General features: G+C 60.9%; 14 protein-coding genes and 1 tRNA gene. 5 read left to right on the forward strand and 10 right to left on the reverse strand.

Annotation, left to right across the window (positions count from 1 at the left end; genetic code table 11):
• The first annotated feature begins 210 nt into the window (after positions 1 to 210).
• Together H6B30_RS13915 and H6B30_RS13920 are read left to right on the forward strand one after the other, a co-directional pair.
• The gene (locus tag H6B30_RS13915) at positions 211 to 1,029 is read left to right on the forward strand and encodes a metallophosphoesterase family protein (protein WP_205111620.1); all 819 of its coding nucleotides are present in this window, start codon (positions 211 to 213) and stop codon (positions 1,027 to 1,029) included.
• Positions 1,010 to 1,750 (forward strand): hypothetical protein, encoded by a 741-nt coding sequence (locus H6B30_RS13920; protein WP_205111622.1) that lies wholly within the window; start codon positions 1,010 to 1,012, stop codon positions 1,748 to 1,750. The genes H6B30_RS13915 and H6B30_RS13920 overlap by 20 nt, the downstream gene beginning before the upstream one ends.
• Before the next feature lie 35 nt (positions 1,751 to 1,785).
• Here H6B30_RS13920 and H6B30_RS13925 read toward each other — a convergent pair whose 3' ends face one another.
• The 5 genes from H6B30_RS13925 to H6B30_RS13945 all read right to left on the reverse strand — a co-directional run bounded on the left by H6B30_RS13925 (position 1,786) and on the right by H6B30_RS13945 (position 7,739).
• Positions 1,786 to 2,700 (reverse strand): alpha-L-rhamnosidase N-terminal domain-containing protein, encoded by a 915-nt coding sequence (locus H6B30_RS13925; protein WP_205111624.1) that lies wholly within the window; start codon positions 2,698 to 2,700, stop codon positions 1,786 to 1,788.
• A complete protein-coding gene (locus tag H6B30_RS13930) occupies positions 2,697 to 5,048 on the reverse strand; it encodes a glycoside hydrolase family 95 protein (RefSeq protein ID WP_439116971.1) in 2,352 nt (783 codons plus the stop codon). Before H6B30_RS13930 ends, H6B30_RS13925 begins: the two co-directional genes overlap by 4 nt.
• Positions 5,049 to 5,206: 158 nt before the next feature.
• Positions 5,207 to 7,183, reverse strand: a complete 1,977-nt coding sequence (gene gyrB, locus H6B30_RS13935; protein WP_205111626.1) for a DNA topoisomerase (ATP-hydrolyzing) subunit B — start codon at positions 7,181 to 7,183, stop codon at positions 5,207 to 5,209.
• A gap of 197 nt (positions 7,184 to 7,380) precedes the next feature.
• The gene (rpsT, locus tag H6B30_RS13940) at positions 7,381 to 7,632 is read right to left on the reverse strand and encodes a 30S ribosomal protein S20 (protein WP_205111628.1); all 252 of its coding nucleotides are present in this window, start codon (positions 7,630 to 7,632) and stop codon (positions 7,381 to 7,383) included.
• A 35-nt stretch (positions 7,633 to 7,667) separates the two neighbouring features.
• Positions 7,668 to 7,739: transfer RNA gene (locus tag H6B30_RS13945), tRNA-Glu, on the reverse strand.
• Positions 7,740 to 8,225: 486 nt separating this feature from the next.
• Between H6B30_RS13945 and recO the strand changes: the two genes are divergently transcribed.
• Together recO and H6B30_RS13955 are read left to right on the forward strand one after the other, a co-directional pair.
• Positions 8,226 to 8,951 (forward strand): DNA repair protein RecO, encoded by a 726-nt coding sequence (recO, locus tag H6B30_RS13950; protein ID WP_205111630.1) that lies wholly within the window; start codon positions 8,226 to 8,228, stop codon positions 8,949 to 8,951.
• A 120-nt stretch (positions 8,952 to 9,071) separates the two neighbouring features.
• A complete protein-coding gene (locus H6B30_RS13955) occupies positions 9,072 to 10,532 on the forward strand; it encodes a calcineurin-like phosphoesterase C-terminal domain-containing protein (RefSeq protein ID WP_205111632.1) in 1,461 nt (486 codons plus the stop codon).
• Between the two features lie 199 nt (positions 10,533 to 10,731).
• Here H6B30_RS13955 and H6B30_RS13960 read toward each other — a convergent pair whose 3' ends face one another.
• The 4 genes from H6B30_RS13960 to dut form a co-directional block, all read right to left on the reverse strand.
• A complete protein-coding gene (locus H6B30_RS13960; RefSeq protein ID WP_205111634.1) occupies positions 10,732 to 12,282 on the reverse strand; it encodes a peptidoglycan DD-metalloendopeptidase family protein in 1,551 nt (516 codons plus the stop codon).
• Positions 12,283 to 12,695: 413 nt separating this feature from the next.
• Entirely contained in the window at positions 12,696 to 13,547 is an 852-nt protein-coding gene (lolB1, locus tag H6B30_RS13965) for a lipoprotein insertase outer membrane protein LolB1 (RefSeq protein ID WP_205111636.1), read from the reverse strand.
• Positions 13,544 to 15,265: a tetratricopeptide repeat protein gene (locus tag H6B30_RS13970; protein ID WP_239484073.1), complete on the reverse strand. Its 1,722-nt coding sequence runs from the start codon at positions 15,263 to 15,265 to the stop codon at positions 13,544 to 13,546. Before H6B30_RS13970 ends, lolB1 begins: the two co-directional genes overlap by 4 nt.
• A 27-nt stretch (positions 15,266 to 15,292) precedes the next feature.
• Positions 15,293 to 15,730 (reverse strand): dUTP diphosphatase, encoded by a 438-nt coding sequence (dut, locus tag H6B30_RS13975; protein ID WP_205111638.1) that lies wholly within the window; start codon positions 15,728 to 15,730, stop codon positions 15,293 to 15,295.
• Between the two features lie 267 nt (positions 15,731 to 15,997).
• Here dut and dgt point away from each other — a divergent pair, with 267 nt between their 5' ends.
• Positions 15,998 to 17,335, forward strand: a complete 1,338-nt coding sequence (dgt, locus tag H6B30_RS13980; RefSeq protein WP_205111639.1) for a dGTP triphosphohydrolase — start codon at positions 15,998 to 16,000, stop codon at positions 17,333 to 17,335.
• Positions 17,336 to 17,636: 301 nt separating this feature from the next.
• On the opposite strand, the gene H6B30_RS13985 is transcribed toward dgt, so the two are convergent.
• Positions 17,637 to 18,416: an SGNH/GDSL hydrolase family protein gene (locus H6B30_RS13985; protein ID WP_205111682.1), complete on the reverse strand. Its 780-nt coding sequence runs from the start codon at positions 18,414 to 18,416 to the stop codon at positions 17,637 to 17,639.
• Positions 18,417 to 18,585: the final 169 nt, after the last annotated feature.

Genomic DNA, 18,585 nt, shown 5'->3' on the forward strand with positions numbered 1-18,585 from the left:
CCTTCCTTTGATTTTCCCGGCCATGGGGGGGGGCCAGAGGGGGGCTGGGGGGTGTGCCCACGGATTGCCGTCTGAGACTTATTTCAATGGCAAATATACGAATAATTTTCCATATTGGGTGTTTAAAACGACATTTCGGACACAAAAAGCCTGTTGTCGACCTCCGATTTTGGTCTCTTTGTGCGTAACTTTGCACAATACTTTGCGACTATGATACTAAAGCATGAATTTGCCATGGCGGCAGCCGTTGCCCTTGCCTTTGTTGCCGGGGGATGTGACGGCGTTTTCGACTACCATCCTTACGACGTGCGGTTCGGCGGCGAGCTGGGTATCAACGGTACCGCCATCGGGCGCATCGGGGCTCTTTGCGGCGGTAAAGACACGCTGCGGGTGGCTTTTGTCTCCGACAGCCACGGGTGGTATACTGAGACCGGCGACATGGTTGACGACATCAACCGCCGGGGCCGGGCCGACTTCGTGGTTCACCTGGGCGACCTGACCGACTGCGGCACCACCAAGGAGTTTGTATGGCAGCGCGATGTGCTTGCCGGCCTCGGCGTGCCGTATGTGGCGCTACTGGGCAACCACGACTGCCTGGGCACCGGCGAGGAGACCTACAGGCGCATGTATGGCGAGGGAAACTTCAGCTTCATAGTGGCCCGAATCAAGTTTGTGTGCCTCAATACCAACGCCACCGAGTACGACTATGTGGCTGCCAACCCCGACTTCAACTACATGGAGGGGCAGTGGACGGCCGACTCGGCGCTGTTCGACCGCACGGTGGTGTGCATGCACGCCGCCCCGTACAGCGACCAGTTCAACAACAACGTGGCCAAGCCCTTTGAGTATTACGTCAGCAAGTTTCCCGGAATAATGTGCTGTGTCTACGGCCACGACCACCGTCTTTCGGCCGGCGACATCTTTGGCGACGGTCTGATGTATTATGGGGTTGACTGTGCCGCCAACCGTTCCTACCTTTTGTTCACCTTCACTCCCGACGGATATGAATATGAGGTCGTTAGCTTTTAGCCTGCTCATGGGCGCTGCCACGGCGGCGGGCGCTGCAGGCTGGGATGCCGACACGTGCGCTGTGTGCGGCGCCGGGGCGGCCGCCGGCCGCGAGGGGGCGCATGCTGTGGTTGTGGCTGCCGCTGCAGACACCTCTGCCCGAGGCTCGCTGCTCACGCGCTACGACCGCAGGGTGCACCGCTACCGCCTGCAGTGGCAGAGCCTCATACCCACGCAGACCGTGGTTCAGTTTGCCGGCAACATGGGACTGCTCTCGTTTGGCGTCGGGTGGGAGTACGGCCGCCACAAGCAATGGGAGACCCACCTGCTCTTCGGCTTCCTGCCGCGCTACGGGAGCGACCGTGCGAAGGTGACAATGACCCTGAAGGAAAATTTCATACCGTGGAGCATATACCTCAAGCGGGGCTGGGCCGTCGAGCCGCTGTCGGTGGGCCTGTACTTCAACACGGTGTTCGGGCCGGAGTTCTGGCGCAGCCAGCCGGCGCGTTATCCCGACAGCTATTATCCGTTCCTGTCGACAAAGGTGCGTGTCAACGTGTTTGCCGGGCAGCGGGTCGAACTGGTGCTGCCCAGCAACAGGCGCAAGTTTGTGAAGAGCATAACGGCTTTCTATGAGCTGAGCACGTGCGACCTCTACCTGCGTGCGCTCGTCCAGGACGGCAGCGTGAGCCTGTGCGACATCTTCGGGCTGTCGCTCGGCCTCAAGTTCCAGCTGTTCTGAGCCCGGGGCACCGGGCCCGCCGGTGGGCCGTATGTTCAGTAGAGGTAGCTCGTGTGGGTGTATTCTTCTATGTCGATGGCTTCTATGTCGGTCACGTTATCGCGCGAAAAACCTTCCGGCCCGCTTACCACGGCCATCGACGAGGCCGACGTGGTAAAGCGGCGGCAGGCCTGCTCGTCGCTCCTTCCGGAGCATACGTAGGTCAGTCCGTTCACCGTCAGCGTGTCACCCCGGCCCATGCCCCTGAGCGTTACGCGCACCCAGCCGTCGAAGCGGCGTGCAAAGTGGTAGACGACGGTGCTGCCAAGGTCGTCGAGAAAGGTGTAGCGGCTTATCCGCCTGATGCGCATCGCCTTGTGTATCGGCGGCACCAGGGCTATGGGCGAGGGCGCCAGCCCTTCCTGTTCCTCGGCCGGCACCCACCCTACGGTGGGCCCCCCGTCGGTGTTCCAGTAGTCGATGTAGTGGCGGTCGTCTATGGTCTCGTCGCCCTCGGGCGTGGTCGTGGCGTTGGCGGGGCGGCAAAGCCATTGCCCGTCGGTGCTCAGGGCCACCCTGTCGCTGTCGCCGCTGCCCCCGCTCAGGGTCATGGCGAGCTGCTTGCGGCTCCGCCCGGCTGGCGAGTACCAAACGGCCACCACGTTGGTGTCGGCCCTGAGGAAGCGCCCCACCTCGAATGTCATCACCCTTATCGTGTCGCATTGCGGTGCGGCGCCGGGCGCAATCACGTCGGTGGTGGCGTTGTAGCCGTTGACATACAGCTCAAACCTGCCGGCGCTGGCTATTGTGAGCCTTGCCGACGGCGGCCGCCCGTCTATGGTGAACGTGCGGCGGAACCACACTTGGTCGGCCTCGCCGGCTGTGGGGCAGGCTATCCAGCGCAGCCCCCAGTCTTGCGCCGTGGCGCCGATGGCGCACGCAGCCATGATGTATAGTGCCAGGCGTCTCACTCCAACACTATTGATTCGCCGGCGCCAAGGCTTACGTCGTGGCTCTGTCCGTTGAAGGCCACGGTGGCGTGGCCGCCTTTCTCCGACTTGATGGTGGCCCGGGCCACGCGCCCCCCTGCCCATTCCATGCTTATCTCGAAGCCGCCGCGCGCCCTGATGCCTTCAACCCGGCCCTCGCTCCACGCCGCAGGCAGCGCGGGCAGTAGCTCGATGGCCCCGCCGTGGCTTTGCACCAGCAGCTCGCACACGCCCGCCGTGCCCCCGAAGTTGCCGTCGATCTGGAACGGCGGGTGGGCGTCGAACAGGTTGGGGTAGGTGCCTCCGCCCTGCCGTGAGCCGGCCCCGGGCCTGACATAGTTGAGCAGCTTGCGGTATGTCTGGTAAGCCTTCTCGCCGTTGCGCAGCCTTGCCCACAGGTTGATGCGCCACCCTGTGCTCCAGCCGGTGGTCTTGTCGCCCTTCAGCTCGAGCGTCTTGGCGCAGGCTTGCAGCAGGGCCGGGTCGGTGATGTGGCCCCCGGGAAACAGTCCTATGAGGTGCGACTGGTGGCGGTGGTGCGGGTCGTAGTCGCTCCAGTCGTAGTACCACTCCTGCAGGTTGCCCCTCTTGCCAATGGCATACGGGTGCAGCCGTGCCACGGTAGCGTCGAGCGAGTCGGCAAAGGCGGCGTCGGTGCCGATGGTGCGCGCCGCCTCGGCGGTGTTGGCCAGCAGCTCACGTATGATGGCGAGGTCGGCCGTGCCCCCGTAGCAGGTCATTCCGTGGTATCCTTTGTCGGTTACGTACTCGTTCTCGGGCGATGTGCTGGGGGCCGTTATCAGCTCTCCCGGCTTCAGCGGGTTGTCTGTCAGCCACCCGAGGCAGAACTCCGCCGCCCCCTTCATGAGCGGGTAGGCCGTCTGGCAGAGGTAGGTGGTGTCGCGCCCGAAGCGGAAATGCTCGTAGAGGACGTTCACCAGCCATGCCCCTCCCATGTTCCAGTTGGCCCATTCGGGCTTCTCGCGCTTTTCGCCCACGGGGTTTGTCATGGCCCAGATGTCGCTGTTGTGGCTCGAGCACCATCCCCGTTCCACCCCGTAGTAGTTGCGTGCGGTGTGCCGTCCGTTGGCGGCCAGCGCCGATATGAACCCTTCGAGCGGCATGGCCATCTCTGGCAGGTTGGCCACCTCGGCCGGCCAGTAGTTTTCTTCGAGGTTTATGTTGACCGTGTAGTTGCCCCGCCACGGCGAGCGCAGCTTGTTGGCCCACAGCCCTTGCAGGTTGGCGGGTACCCCGGGTGTGCGCGAGCAGCTTATCAGCAGGTAGCGCCCGTACTGCGCGTACAGTGTTTCGAGGTATGGGTTGCTTTCGTTTTTGGTCGTGTAGTCCTTCAGTTGCTGTTCCGTGGTGCGGCTGTCGTCGGCCTTGGCGCCTGCCAGCGAGAGCCTGAACCTGCCGAACAGCGAGCTGAAGTCGGCCACATGGCGTCTCTTGAACTCGTCGTAGGTCAGGTTGACTGTGTGCCATGCGTCGTCGGCAGCGTTCTCAAGGTAGGGTGCCCCTTGGCTGACGGGGTGCTTGTCGAAGCCGTTGAAGCTCGTGGCGTTTACTATGTAGACCGTGGCCTCGGTGGCCCCGCTTATCGTTATGGTCGAGTCGGTGGCGTGGGTGGTGCCCCCTTTTGCCGTTGCGCGGAGTATGGTGCAGAAGTGTATCGAGTTGTTCGGGTCGCCGAGGGCGTGGCCTGTCATGGTGAGCTGGCCGCCGCCGAACGCCTTGACGGTGTGTGGCACGAGCGACGAGAGCGAGACCGAGCAGTTGATGGCCCTCGGTTTCGATGCCCTCAGGCGCACGGCGATGAGCCTGTCGGGGTGCGATGCGAAGTATTCGCGGCTGAATGTGGTTGCGTTGCGTGTGTAGCTGTCCTTGCACAGGGCGCTGTCGAGGCACAGCTCCCTCCTGTATTCCGTTGCCGGGCCGCTGTTGTTGTCGGTTATGGTCAGCGTTCCCAGCGGCTGGTAGTACTCCGAGTTGTGCCCCTGTACGTTGAGTTGCAGCGAGTCGGCCGCCCTGTAGTCTTCGTTGAAGAGCGCCTTGCGTATCTCGGGAATCCACCGCGAGGCCCCGGCGTCTTCGTTGCGGTCGACGGGTTTGCCTGTCCACAGGGTGATGTCGTTAAGGAATATGGTGTTGCTGTCGGTGCCGCCGTATATCAGCGCCCCCATCTTGCCGTTGCCAATGGGTAGGGCCTCTTCGAAGTGGCGTGCCGGGGTGTCATACCAAAGCAGCAGTGGCGGTTGTTGTGCGGTGGCCTGCGTTGCGGCCAGGGCTGCCATTGCGGCAGCCGTTATCAGGTTTTTGGTTGTCATTTCAGTAGGTTGATGTTGTCAGGCTATTGTCGTGCGGCCGTGCCCTTGGCGTTGCGGGGCGTTGCCGTGTTCAAGCGGCGAGCCGGCGAAGCAGTCATTGCGTGGTTGCGTCATGGCTGGTTCTCCGGCTCGTCTGTATTGGTCAGTGTGTGGTGTGCCTATGCGTCGATGTTGGCATAGGTGGCGTTTTTCTCTATGAACTCGCGTCGCGGCTCAACGTCGTCGCCCATCAGCATCGAGAAGATGTCGTCGGCTTCGGCGGCGTTTTCTATCGTCACCTGCTTCAGTAGCCTCGTGGCGGGGTTCATGGTTGTCTCCCACAGCTGCTCGGGGTTCATCTCGCCGAGACCCTTGTAGCGCTGTGTGTGTATGTTCTTCCCGTCGTCTACGCCTCCTCCCCACTTGTCGATGAAGGCCTGGCGCTGCTGTTCGGTGTAGCAGTATTCCCTGGCCTGGTTCTTGTAGGTGCACAGGTAGAGTGGCGGTGTTGCTATGTAGAGGTGTCCTTCCTGTATCACTTTCGGCATGAAGCGGTAGAAGAGCGTCATGATGAGGGTGTCGATGTGTGAGCCATCGACGTCGGCGTCGGTCATGATTATTATCTTGTCGTAGCGCAGCTTGTCGATGTTGGCCTCCTTGTCGTCTTCGCCGTCTACCCCGAAGCGCACGCCAATGCTTTGTATTATGTTCATCACCGACTCGCTCTCGAACACCTTGTGCCACATCACCTTCTCTACGTTGAGAATCTTTCCGCGCAGCGGCAGTATGGCCTGGGTGTAGCGGTCGCGCCCCTGCTTGGCCGAACCGCCGGCCGAGTCGCCCTCGACGAGGAATATCTCGCAGTCTTTGGGGTCTTTGTTTGAGCAGTCGGCCAGCTTGCCGGGCAGCCCGCCGCCCGTCATGGGGTTCTTGCGCTGCACGCTCTCGCGGGCTTTGCGTGCGGCAATGCGGGCCGTTGCGGCCAGTATCACCTTGTCGCAGATGAGCTTGGCCTCCTTCGGGTGCTCCTCGAGGTAGTAGTTGAGCGCCTCGCCCACGGCCTGCTGCACGGCCCCGGTCACCTCGGTGTTGCCGAGCTTGGTCTTGGTCTGGCCCTCAAACTGCGGCTCGGCCACTTTTATTGATATCACGGCCGTGAGCCCCTCGCGGAAGTCCTCGCCGGCAATCTCTATCTTGGCCTTTTCTATTTGCTTGGCTATGGTAGGCTCGTTGTCGGCGTATGCCTTGAGCGTGCGGGTGAGCGCGATGCGGAACCCGGTCAGGTGGGTGCCGCCTTCTATGGTGTTGATGTTGTTGACGTAAGAGTGTATGTTCTCGTTGTAGTCGGTGTTGTACATCACGGCCACCTCGATGGGTATGCCCTGCTTCTCGGTCTTGAGGTAAATCACGTCGTCGAAGAGGTGGGTGCGGTGCCTGTCGATGTACCTCACAAACTCCTTCAGCCCGTCCTTGGCGTGGAAGACCTCCTGCCGTGTCTTGCCTTCCTCGTCGGGGCGCAGGTCGGTCAGGGTGATGGTTATGCCGGCGTTGAGGTATGCCAGCTCGCGCATGCGCTTGGCAATGATGTCGTATTTGAATTCGGTGGTGGCGGTGAAGATGGCCGGGTCGGGCCAGAACTGCTGGCGCGTGCCCCTCTGCTCGGTCTCGCCCACTATCTTGACAGGGTAGAGGGGCTTGCCCTTCTCATACTCCTGCTGGTATATCTTGCCGTCGCGGAACACCTGCGAGAGCATCTTCACCGACAGGGCGTTGACGCAGCTCACGCCCACTCCGTGCAGTCCGCCGCTCACTTTGTATGAGCCTTTGTCGAACTTGCCGCCGGCGTGGAGCACGGTCATCACCACCTCCAGGGCCGACTTGTGCAGCTTCTTGTGCTCGTCGACGGGGATGCCTCGGCCGTTGTCCTGCACGGTGACGGAGTTGTCTTCGTTTATCGTCACTTCGATGTGCGTGCAGTAGCCGGCCATGGCCTCGTCGATGGAGTTGTCCACCGTCTCGTTGACAAGGTGGTGGAGGCCTTTCTCGCCCGTGTCGCCGATGTACATGGCCGGGCGCTTGCGCACGGCTTCCAGTCCCTCGAGCACTTGGATGTTACTCGCGGAATAATTGCTTTCCTTGGTTATGTCTTCTGCCATAAGTAGATTTCGCTGTTATCAGCCGCAAAGATACTAAAAAAATGCGAGTTGCAGAAATATTTCAGCCCAAAAAGCAGGCTGCGGCGCGGGGCGTGCAAACTCTCCGCCGGGCCGCGCCAGGGGCCCCGTCAACATAAACGGCCGCAACCCATCGCTGGGCTGCGGCCTTGACTATTGTGTGTGTGCCACTTGTTTTCTTATAGCCTGTTCATGTGCAGGGCCAAGCTCGACTTCAGGTTGGCTGCCTTGTTCTTGTGTATGATGTGAACCTTGGCCAACTTGTCCAGCATCTTCTGCATGGTCGGATAGAGCTTTATTGCCTCGTCCTTGTCTGTCAGGGCGCGGAACTTGCGCACTGCATTGCGCATTGTCTTTGCATAATATTTGTTGTGCAGAGCCCGCTTCTTGTTCTGGCGGATTCTCTTCAATGCTGATTTGTGATTTGCCATCTTTTAATTTACTTCGCTAAACTGTTTTTATTTTGTAGTCCCTAGGAGAGTCGAACTCCTCTTTAGAGAATGAAAATCTCTCGTCCTAACCGATAGACGAAGGGACCTTGATGTTGGATTTGCGGGTGCAAAGGTACTGCTTTTGTTTTAATCTGCAAAATATTTTAGTCGAAAAATTGAATCGCAGCCTCATTTTTGACTAAAAGTCAGGTGCTTATGGCTGTTTTGGGGCTGCCGGGCCGGTCTGTGCCCCGCTGCAGGCCGTTGCGTGGCGGCGCCTGTCGCGGGTGCTTTCGGCGGCACTCCCTTGCGGCCGTTTTGCCCCTCACTTCCGGCCGGGGCCTGGCCTTGGGGCGCCCTCGGTGGCGTAGGCCTTGCGGGGTAGGGGCGGGGCGGCTGCGCCAAATGGGCCGTACGGCCTTGCGATACGGGCCGTTCGGCGGGCTCAAACGGGCCGTTCCGCAATGCAATACGGCCTCTTTGCCAAAGTGCCCGCCGCGGGGCCGTTTTGTGCTGCCGCTTCGGCGGCCTGCAGCTTTTTTCCTTGGCGCCGCACAGCCTTTCCGCCTTTATTTTGTAACTTTGCGCCTGCTATGATTGTAAATACCGATGCAATAGTGCTGCGTGCGGTGAAGTATGGCGACAGCAAGCTCGTGGTCGACATGTTTACGCGCCAGTGTGGCAGGCTGTCGTTCATCGTCAGCGTGCCCCGCTCGGGCCGCGGGCGAATCAAGAAGCAGTATTTCCAGCCGCTCACGCAGTTGTCTGTGGCCTGCGACGTGAGGCCCCGCCTGCAGCTGCAGCGGCTGGGCGACGCATCGATGGCCTATGCCTACGCCACGCTCACGGCCGACAGCGGCAAGCTGGCCGTGGCCATGTTCGTGGCCGAGTTTCTGTGCCACGCCTTGCGCGACGAGCAGCAGGGAGGCCCGCTCTTCGACTATCTGGCCGACAGCCTGCAGTGGCTCGACAGCGCCACCGGCGGATATGCCAACTTCCACCTCGTGTTCTTGATGAGGCTCACGCGTTTCCTGGGCTTCTACCCCAACCTTGGGGGCTATGCCCCTGGCCGCTGCTTCGACCTGCGCTCGGGCTGCTTCTGCGACAGCGCCCCCGTTCACTCCGACTACCTGGCGCCGGGCGAGGCTGCGCTGGTGGGGCTGATGATGCGCATGGACTATGCCACGATGCACCTCTTCCGACTGTCGCGCGGCGAGCGCAACCGCATGGTCGACGTCATTGTGGGCTACTACCGCATACACATGGCCTCGTTTCCCGAGCTGCGCTCGCTCGCGGTGCTGCGCTCACTGTTCGGCTGACGGGGCCGCCCCGCGGGCTGTAACCCCGTTGCAACGCCTGCGTAAAGGCGTTGTGCTACCTTTGCCGTGACCTAAGGCCGGTGGTGGCCCTTGGGCGTTGTGATGATGAAAGGGATGAATATGAAGGCAAGGGGATTGTTGTTGCTGCTTGCATGCCTGGCCCTGATGGGCGGAGGCATGCCGCGGCAGAGTGTTTTCAGGTTGTCGGGGATGGTGGTCGACACCGAGGGGCGCGGCATCGGCGGCGTAGTGGTAAACGACGGGGTGGGGTTTGCGCTCACCGGCGCCGACGGGCGATGGGCCCTGGTCACCGATACGTTCAGGAGTAAGTTTGTGAGTATCTCGACGCCGGCAGGCTTCAGGCTCCCGCAGGATAGCGGCCTGGCTGCCGGCTTTTTCGTGCCCGTGGGCCGGGCGGTGGCCGGCGGCGGCTGGCGTTTCGTGCTCGAGCGCCGCCCGGTGGCGGCCGACAGCTTTTATTATGTGGCCGTATCCGACCCGCAGGTGCGCAATGCCTCCGACGTGGCCCGTTGGCGCGGCGAGGCCGTGGCCAGCCTGAGGAGCACGGTGGCCGCGCTCAGCCGTAGCCGCGAGGTGGTGGGCGTGGCCCTCGGCGACCTGGTGTTCGACGACATGGGGCTGTTCGACGACTATGCGGGGTCGGTCGCGGGCATGCCCATGACCATGTTCCAGTGCATAGGCAACCACGACTTCGACCGCCGGCTGCCGGCTCTCCGCCATGCGCCCGAGGGGGCGCCGGCCTATGCCGAGATGGCCTACCACCGCCGCTTTGGCCCCACCGACTATTCGTTTAACATCGGCCTGGTGCACATCGTCACCATGTGCAACATCGATTACCGTGGCGGGGGGCGCTACGCCGAGCTGCTGTCTGACAGCCAGTTGAGCTGGCTTGAGCGCGACCTGAGCTATGTGCCGCGCGGTTCGCTCGTCATTCTCAACATGCACGCGCCCGGGTGGAACCGCGAGGGCGCCGCGGCCAACATCGACAATGCGCCGCGGCTGGAGCGTGCGCTCAGCGGATACAGGGTGCATGTGTTCTGCGGCCACACCCATTTCTTCCAGAATGTGGAGGTCGGCGACAGCCTTTACCAGCACAACATCGGCGCGGCGTCGGGGGCGTGGTGGTCGGGCGACGTCAACAGGTGCGGCGCGCCAAACGGATATATGGTGGCCGCCGTCGACGGCGACAGCATTTCGTGGCGCTATGTGGCCTCCGACAGGTCGGCCGACTGCCGCATGAGGGTGTGGGCCCCTGGCACCTTTGCCGGCCACGAAGGCTTTGTGGTGGCCAATGTGTGGGATTACGACTCGCGCTGCCGCGTGGAGTGGATGCAGGGCGGCAGGCCCATGGGCGGCATGGAGCGCTTTGTGGGCGTTGACCGCGGGCCGTCGCCGCGTGGGGCGGGGGCCGCCGCCGTGCCCACGTCTCACCTGTTCCGCTGCCGCCCGAGGCCCGGTGGCGGCCGGGTGACGGTGGTAGTGACCGACCGTTTCGGGGGCAGGAGCTATGGCGAGGTGCTTGCCGACGGCACCGTGCGCCTGTGGTCTGGCCGCGGCTGAGGCCTGAGTGGCGGGGCGTAGATTGAAAAATGGCGCGGGCCAGGGCTTTGTGCCCTGGCCCGCGCCATCGTTTTGTGGTGAAGAGTGTGTCTTGCCGTGCCCTCGGCGTCCGTTTTCGCCCCAAGCCTTTGCATGCTGTCGCAGCGGGTGATGGTTTCTGCCTTTGCCGTTGCAGGGGCGGGCTGCGCCTTGGTGTGGGTCACCTGCCGAGCCACGACTCGGGGTTAAGCTTGGCCGTCTCGCGCCTCAGCTGGAATTGCAGTATGTTGTCGGAGGCCACGGTGCCCAGGGCCTGGCGTGCGCTCACGCGCTGACCGCGGTGTACGCTTACCGACGACAGGTTGCAGTATACCGATATGTAGCTGCCGTGGCGAACCATCACGCCCGTCGTTCCGCCCAGGCTGAACACCGCGCTCACCTCGCCGTCGAATATGCTGCGGGCCTGTGCGCCCGGTTGCCCGAGTATGTTGATGCCCTTGTTGTCGAGCCTCACGTTCTTCAGTCCTTCCACGTTGTACTGCCCGAAGTGGCTCACTATGCGGTAGGGCCCGGTGATGGGCATGGGCAGCCGGCCGCGGTTGCTCTCAAAGTTGCCGCTGATGCGGCGGTCTTCGTTGTTCAGGCTGAAGGCCGCCTCGTCGGTCTCCTTGGCCTTGGCCAGTTCGCGGGCCCTCTCCTTGGCCTCTTTCTTGGCTGCGCGCTCGGCTTCCTTGCGGTCGCGCTCGGCCTCGCGGGCCGCACGCTCAGCCTCCTTGCGCCTCTCGGCCGATGCCTTGCGGGCCGCCTCCTTCAGCTCTTCCTCGCGCTTCTTGGCCTCGGCTATGCGTTGCGCGTTGGCCCTCGCCGCAGCCTCGGCGGCAGCTTTCTTGCGGGCAAGCTCGGCAGCCCGCTTGCGCGCCTCCTCCTCGGCGGCCTTGCGCTTGGCCTCGGCTATGGCCCTCTGGCGGGCCTTCTCCACCTCGATGGCCACCAGGCGGTCTATCTCGGCGTTGAGGGCGGCGTCTTTCTTTTGCTGTTGGGCTATGATGTTTTGTATGGTCTTCTGCTGTTTCTTGAGCGTGGCCACCACCTGCTCCTGCTCGGTCTGCTTGCTTTCCAGGGCCTCCTGCTCCTTCACTCCCTTGTATAGCAGCCTGTCTTTGTCGTTGCGTGCGGCCTTCAGCTGCGCCTGCTTCTGCTCTATCTGTGCCTGCTTGGTCTTCACGGCCTCGCCCTGAGCACGCTGGAACGTGGCATATTCGCGGGTGAAGCGCAGCCTGCGGTACATCTGTGTCAGGTTCTTGGCGCTGAAGATAAACATCAGTTGGTTCTGTATCGAGCGGTTGCGGTGCATGTACCGCATCGACTTCACAAACTTCTCCTTGCGGTCGTCGAGCTCTGCCTGCAGCGTGTTCAGCTGCTTGCCCATGTTGCTTATGCTTGTGTTCAGCTTGCCTATGTCGCGGCGAATGGTGTCGATGCTCTTGCGCTTGTCGGCAATCTCAGAGTTGATTACCATCAGGTTCTGCAACCGTTGCTTCACGTCGCGCTCGTTGTTGCGCAGCTTCTGTTGCTGCGTTTTTATCTGTTTCTTTATTTGCGCGCGCTGGTTGCGCAGCCCGGATATCGATGTGGTCTGCTTCTTGGCGGCGCTTTTCTTTGTGGTGCGTGTTGTCTGTGCCTTCTTTCCGGCCGTGCCCTTCTTAGTCTGTGCGCCACATGGGGCAATGGCCAGGGCCAGCGTCAACAGCAAAACACTTACATAATTCATAATTTACAGTTCATTATTCATAATCACAGCATCCGGCCTATATCCCACTTGCTTCCTTATCCGAGTCAAACCTCTTGCATCCCAACTCTTCACCTCATTCTGTTTGCGAACCTCAAATCCCGGAGTTCGGGAGTGCCGGAGTACAGGAGGGCAGACGTTTGCATCTGAATGCGGGAGTGCCGGAGTACGGGAGTGCAGACGTTTGCATCTGAATGCCGGAGTGCCGGAGTGCGGTATTGCAGACATTTGCATCTGAATGCGGGAGTGCCGGAGTGCGGGAGTGCAGACATTTGCATCTGAATGCAGGAGTGCCGGAGTGCGGGAGTGCAGACGTTTGCCTTTTCCGTGCCTTCCTCTTACGCCGCGCAGCCCTTTCTAATCGGTGATTTTTAATTCTAAACACTTGGCCTTTCTCACATCGACCCCAGCTTGCGCAGGATGTCGTCGAGTTTCACCTGCTTGTATCTGTCGGACACACTGGTGCGCGTTTCCCACCCGCTGTCGTGGTCGATGCCGTTGAGCGAGTAGCTCATCTTCAGCGTATGCTTGGGCGTGGTCAGTGTAATGTCGTTCTGCATCGGGAAGCCTTGGGCACCCATGGGCTTGAAGTTGCCGTAGTGCCACGTCAGTTGCGTGTTGCCCCGGGCGGCGTCCTTGTAAGTCACGTTGGCCGTCTTTATCAGCCACTTGTCCTTGTCGGCCATCCATCTGTACGTCAGCGGGCCCCTTTCGATCATCACCGCCACGTCGGTACCGGCCTCATAGGCGTTGAATGCGTCCAGCGCCTTGGTTGTTACGGTCGTGGTGCCGGGTTCAAACAGCTCGTCCCAGAACAGCGACTGCAGCGAGTGGAAGTTCAGGCCGCTCTCTCTGAGGAAGTCGACGTCGCTGTATGCCACCTTGATATATTGCTTGTTGATGCGGTCCATCACAAGCATGTAGTCGGGAGTCAGCTCTATGCGCCCCGCCTCGATGAGGCCCAGGGCCACCAGTTGCAGCCTTATCACCTCGTCGCGCTTCATCTTCAGGTTGCCCGACAGCGACAGGTCCTGTCCCCCTACGCTCAGGTTGAGCTTTATCTTCGACGTGACAAAGCGCGTGTCGGCATGGCTCACGGCAGCCACCTTGCGCAGCATCTCCTGCTTGCCGGTGTCTTCGGCCTTGGTGGTGACAGAGGTCTTCTCGGCCGTTTTCGTCGATCGGCACGACGTGAACGCCAGCAGCAGTGCCGGCAGGGCTATCTTTATGATGTCCAGGAGTTTCATTCTTTGATGTATTTTCGTTGTCTAATCTTCCTTGCGAGCAGCTTGTTGGCGGGGTCTTTTGCGGCCGCCCTGGCCCACAGCTCCACCGCCCCGTCAATGTCGCCGGCCTTGGCGTGTATGTCGCCGGCGTGCTCCAGTATCACGGCGCTGCTGTCCGAGTCGTTCTGCACGGCCTGGTCTATGTAAATCTTCGCCTCGGCATACCTTCCCTGCATGAACAGAATCCAGGCGTAAGTGTCAAGGTACGTGGCGTTCTTCGGCTCGGCTTTCACCGTGCGGTAGCTCATTTTCTCGGCCTTGTCGAGGCTGTCGCCGTTGACGCTCAGGTAGTATGCGTAATTGTTCAGGCACCCGATGTTGTCGTCTTTCCACTGCAGGCACGAGTCGTAGGCGGCGTATGCCTCAGCCGCGCGCCCCTTTTCGTAGAGCAGGTCGCCCATGACGGCGTAGAAGTCCGACACGATGTCGGGGTCGCTATGCTCGCCGATGACGCTTATTCCGTTCTGGAATGCGTTGAGGGCGCTGTCGTTGTCGTCCTTGCGGAAGTGTGCCATGCCCTCGTAATAGTAGAACGCCATCTCGTCGGGATTGTACTGCCTGGCCGCCTTGCACAGCTCTATCACCCTGTCGAGGTTGTCGCGCTGCCATGCGTAGGCCACGAGCTGCAGCCTTGCCGCGGCGTTGTCGGGCGTCTGTGCGAGCACCTTTTCCAGCACGGCCTCAATCTTCTCTTGCGGCATTTTCTTAAGGCTCATGTACGTGGCGTACAGTATGGCGATGTCGGTGCTTGCCTGCGGCTGTGCCATCATTCGGTCGAAGAGCCTCAGAATCTTGGTGCTGTCGCCCCCGCCGTTCTCGCTTTCGGCTATTTCTTGCCTCATGATGTACACCCGTGCGTCGTCGCCGGTGTTTTTGTTCAGCAGCAGCTGCATGGTCATCGAGTCGGCGTCGGCCGCCATGTCCTTCTGCTTGTAGTACGCCCTCATCGACAGTTGCGCCCTGTAGTTGTCGGGTTCGGCCTTGAGTATGCCGGTGTAGATGTCGAAGGCCTCCTTTTCCCGTCCGTTCATGAGCAGCGCGTCGCCATACATCCCGCGGTAGTTGAGGTCGTTGGGGTATTGGTCGGCCAGCTTTTTCATTTCGTTTATCGCGGCCTTCTTGTCGCCGGTGAGCGAGTATATCTCGCTTTTGGCGTAGGTGAGCCTTTCGTTTTTGCCTTCAAGGGTCTCGAGCCTGTCGAGCGTCTTGATGGTGTTGTCGTAGTCGGCCCTATTCTGGTACAGCTGCACGAGCATCTCCAGAATGTCTATCCTGCCCGTTTCCTTCTCTACGATTTTCTCGAGTGTGCCTATTGCCAGCGAGTCGTTGTCGTTGGTTACGTAAGCCTTTGCCAGCGTCTCGAGGTAGGTTGAGTTGTCGGGTTCCAGGTCGGCGGCTTTCTTGAAGCACTCTATGGCCTTGTCGTTTTGCTTCAGGCTCATGTAGTACTGCGCCAGGAAGAAGTAGGCCTCGGGTGCTTCGGGCCTGATGTGCACACAGTGCTTCAGCAGGTCGAAGGCCGCGTCGTTGTTGCCTTTTTGCCTTTGCAGCATGGCATCAATGAAGAACCGGTCGTAGCGTCCGGCGTCGTTGTTGCCTGTCTGCGCTGCGGCCGGGCATGCCACGGCCAGCATTGCGCTTGCGGCCATGGCTGTCAGGGCATGTGTCAGTCTTGTCATAATGGCTGTGGTTTGTTCGTGTGGGGCTCACTTCACGCCTGTGTGGCCGTAGCCTCCCTCCCCCCGTTCGGTGTCGTCGAGTGCGTCGACCACGGCAAACTCCGCCTGTTCGTGCCGTGCTATGACCATCTGTGCTATGCGTTCCCCGTCGTTGAGCGTGAAGTCTTCGGCCGACAGGTTCACCAGCAGCACCTTTATCTCGCCTCTGTAGTCGGCGTCCACCGTGCCGGGCGAGTTGAGCACGGTTATCCCGTTGCGCAGGGCCAGTCCGCTGCGCGGCCTTATCTGTGCCTCAAACCCCTTGGGCAGGGCTATGTGCAGGCCTGTGCCTATCAGGCGGCGCTCCATGGGGCGCAGCGTCACGGGCCCGTCGGTGTTGGCCCTGAGGTCCATGCCGGCGCTTTCTCCGGTGGCGTAGGCGGGCAGCGGGTGGTGCCCTTTGTTTATTACCTTTATTTCTATCATCTGTTGTGGCAGCCTTTTTGCTAAGGCGCAAAATTAGCCAATAATATCCGAAAATGCAATGCTTTTGCTTTTAAAAGTGCTGTTTTAACGGAAAAAAGCACTAATTTTGCATGGAAATGTTTAGATTGTGGAGTGGTGTGCCGGCTGCCCGCTGGCGGCCGCCGTGCCGGTGCCGGTGTGTGCCCCGGGCGTTGTCGCCCGCCTGCCGTTGCGCCGTGCCGCTGCCGTCAGGTTTTGGCCGCGCCTGCTCCCCCAGTGTTTTTCATTATGGATTGGCAACGACTTATCACCAACAAGCGCCTCGGCCAGGAGCATCGCCACGGCCTGCGCCACGACGACCGCTCTGAGTTCAAGCGCGACTACGACCGCCTTATCTTCTCGGCACCCTTCCGCCGCCTGCAGAACAAGACGCAGGTGTTCCCCCTGCCGGGCAGTGTCTTTGTGCACAACCGCCTCACCCACAGCCTCGAGGTGGCCAGCGTGGGCATGTCGCTCGGCTCCGACGTGGCCCGACAGCTGTGCCGGCGCGACCCCTCGCTGCTCGAGGCAGGCGTCGGCGACATCGGCCAGATAGTGGCGGCGGCCTGCCTTGCCCACGACATGGGCAACCCGCCGTTCGGCCATTCGGGCGAGAAGGCCATACAGACTTTCTTCACCGAAGGGCCCGGCAGTACGCTCCGCGACAGCGTGAGCCCGGAGTTTTGGAGCGACATCACACATTTCGAGGGCAACGCCAACGCCTTCAGGCTGCTCACCCACCGCTTCTGCGGCCGCCGGCCGGGCGGCTTTGTCATGACTTACCCCACGCTGGCATCCATCGTGAAGTATCCGTACTCGTCGATGCTGGCGGGCAAGAAGGGCAAGTTTGGCTTCTTCGCCACCGAGCGCGAGGTGTACGAGCGCATTGCCGATGACCTCGGGCTGCGCAGGCTCTCGGCACCGGGCGAGCCGTTGCGCTGCGCCCGCCACCCGCTGGTCTACCTGGTTGAGGCCGCCGACGACATCTGTTACGAGATAATGGACATTGAAGACGCACACAAGCTGAGGCTGCTGTCGTACGAGGAGACAGAGCGGCTGCTGCTCGGCTTCTTTGCCGCCGAGGAGCAGGAGCACATTCGACAGCGCATGGTCGAGGAGCAGCTCGACGACCTCAACGAGCGTGTGGTCTACATGAGGGCCAGTGCCATAGGGCGGCTTGAGGGCGAGTGCGTGCGCGCCTTCGTTGACAACGAGGGGAGCATACTTGCCGGCGACTTCGAGGGGAGCCTTGTCGAGGCTGTCTCGCCCGCCGTGCGCTATGCCTACCGCCGTTGCGCCGAGGTGTCGCGTAAGCGCATCTACCGCAGCAAGCCGGTGCTCGACGTCGAACTGTCGGGATATAAGATCATGGCCACGCTCATGGAGCAGATGGTCGACGCCGTGCTCCATCCCGACCGCTATTACTCGCGCCAGCTCATCGGGCGGGTGAGCAGCCAGTACGACATTGCCTCGCCCGACCTCGAGACGCGCCTGATGGCTGTCATCGACTACATCAGTGGCATGACCGACATATATGCCCTCGATGTCTATCAGAAGATGATGGGCATGGCGCTGCCGATAGTTTGAGTGTTCGGAAGGCAGGAGGCTTTTGGAGTTCAGGAGGATTTTTGGGAGTTCAGGAGTTGCAGGAGTACAGGAGTTCAGACAATAGTTTGGGAGACGGGGGAGCTTTATGCTAACCAAGAAGTGTGAGACGCTTAAGAGCACAAGAGGGCAAACAATGCATTAACATGCCAAAGCTCCGAGCTATTGTCTGTACTCCTGTCTCCTGCCTTCCGTCTCCCAAACTATTGTCTGAACTCCTGTACTCCTGCAACTCCTGAACTCCTAAAAATCCTCCTGAACTCCTTAAGAATCTCCTGAAAAATCAAAACACCGGCAGCGCCAGCAGCTGTTGCATCAGCGTCTTGGCCAGCCTCTCGTGTCCGGCGTCGTTGGGGTGCAGCCTGTCGGTGTCCGCCCGGTTGAAGTATTGCGCGTGCTCGTCAATCATGGGGTACAGGCCCGACAGCGCGTTGAGGTCAATCACCGGCACCGCCCAGATGTTGCCGGCCTCCTTCACCGCGTCGACATAGCTCGCAAGATATTCGCCGCACAGGTTGCGGTAGTCTTCGGTGGGTTGCCAGTTCTTGTCGTTGGCATAGAAGCCGGCGCGGTGTATGGGCGTGAGCAGCACAATCTGCTTCGTGGGATACATCTTCTTCACCGTGCTCAGCGCAATGTTGATGCGTCCGCGGTAGGTGCCGTTGTCCATGCACAGGTGCTGCTGCTTGCGGCTCACCAGGTGCTTGGGCTCGTGTATTCCCGCCATCACCTTCTCGTCGGTCTCCGTAAACCACTCGCCTATGGGCACCCCGGCGTTGTAGTCGTTGGTGCCGATGAATATCAGTATTGCGTCCACGCTGTCGCCGTGCTCGGTGTGCAGCTGCCCTGCCTGTCGCGGTATGTCGTTCCACTGCCTGCCGCTCACGGCATACACATAGGGCGTTATGCCCAGCCAGTCTTCCAGGAATCCCCAGTACTTCTTTTTCGACGCCTTGTTGCGCGGGTCGGTTATCGAGTCGCCGAAGTAAGCCACGCGCTTGCCCTGCCACGGGTGTGTCATCACCGTCTGTGCCGCCGTGGGCACCATCATCAGTGCGCACATCAGCGCGCACGCCAGTTTCTGTCTTAAGTTGATGCTTGCCATTTGTCTTTACATTATATTAATTGATTGTGTCACTTGTGCAGTCTGTGGTTTTAGGTTTGCCGTCACGCTGTCAAGCCCCGCCCCCGGTGCCGCCTGCCGCTGCGCCGCGGGCCGGAGCGTAGTGGCT

This window comes from Marseilla massiliensis (genome assembly GCF_016899955.1).
Classification (GTDB): domain Bacteria; phylum Bacteroidota; class Bacteroidia; order Bacteroidales; family Bacteroidaceae; genus Prevotella; species Prevotella intestinigallinarum.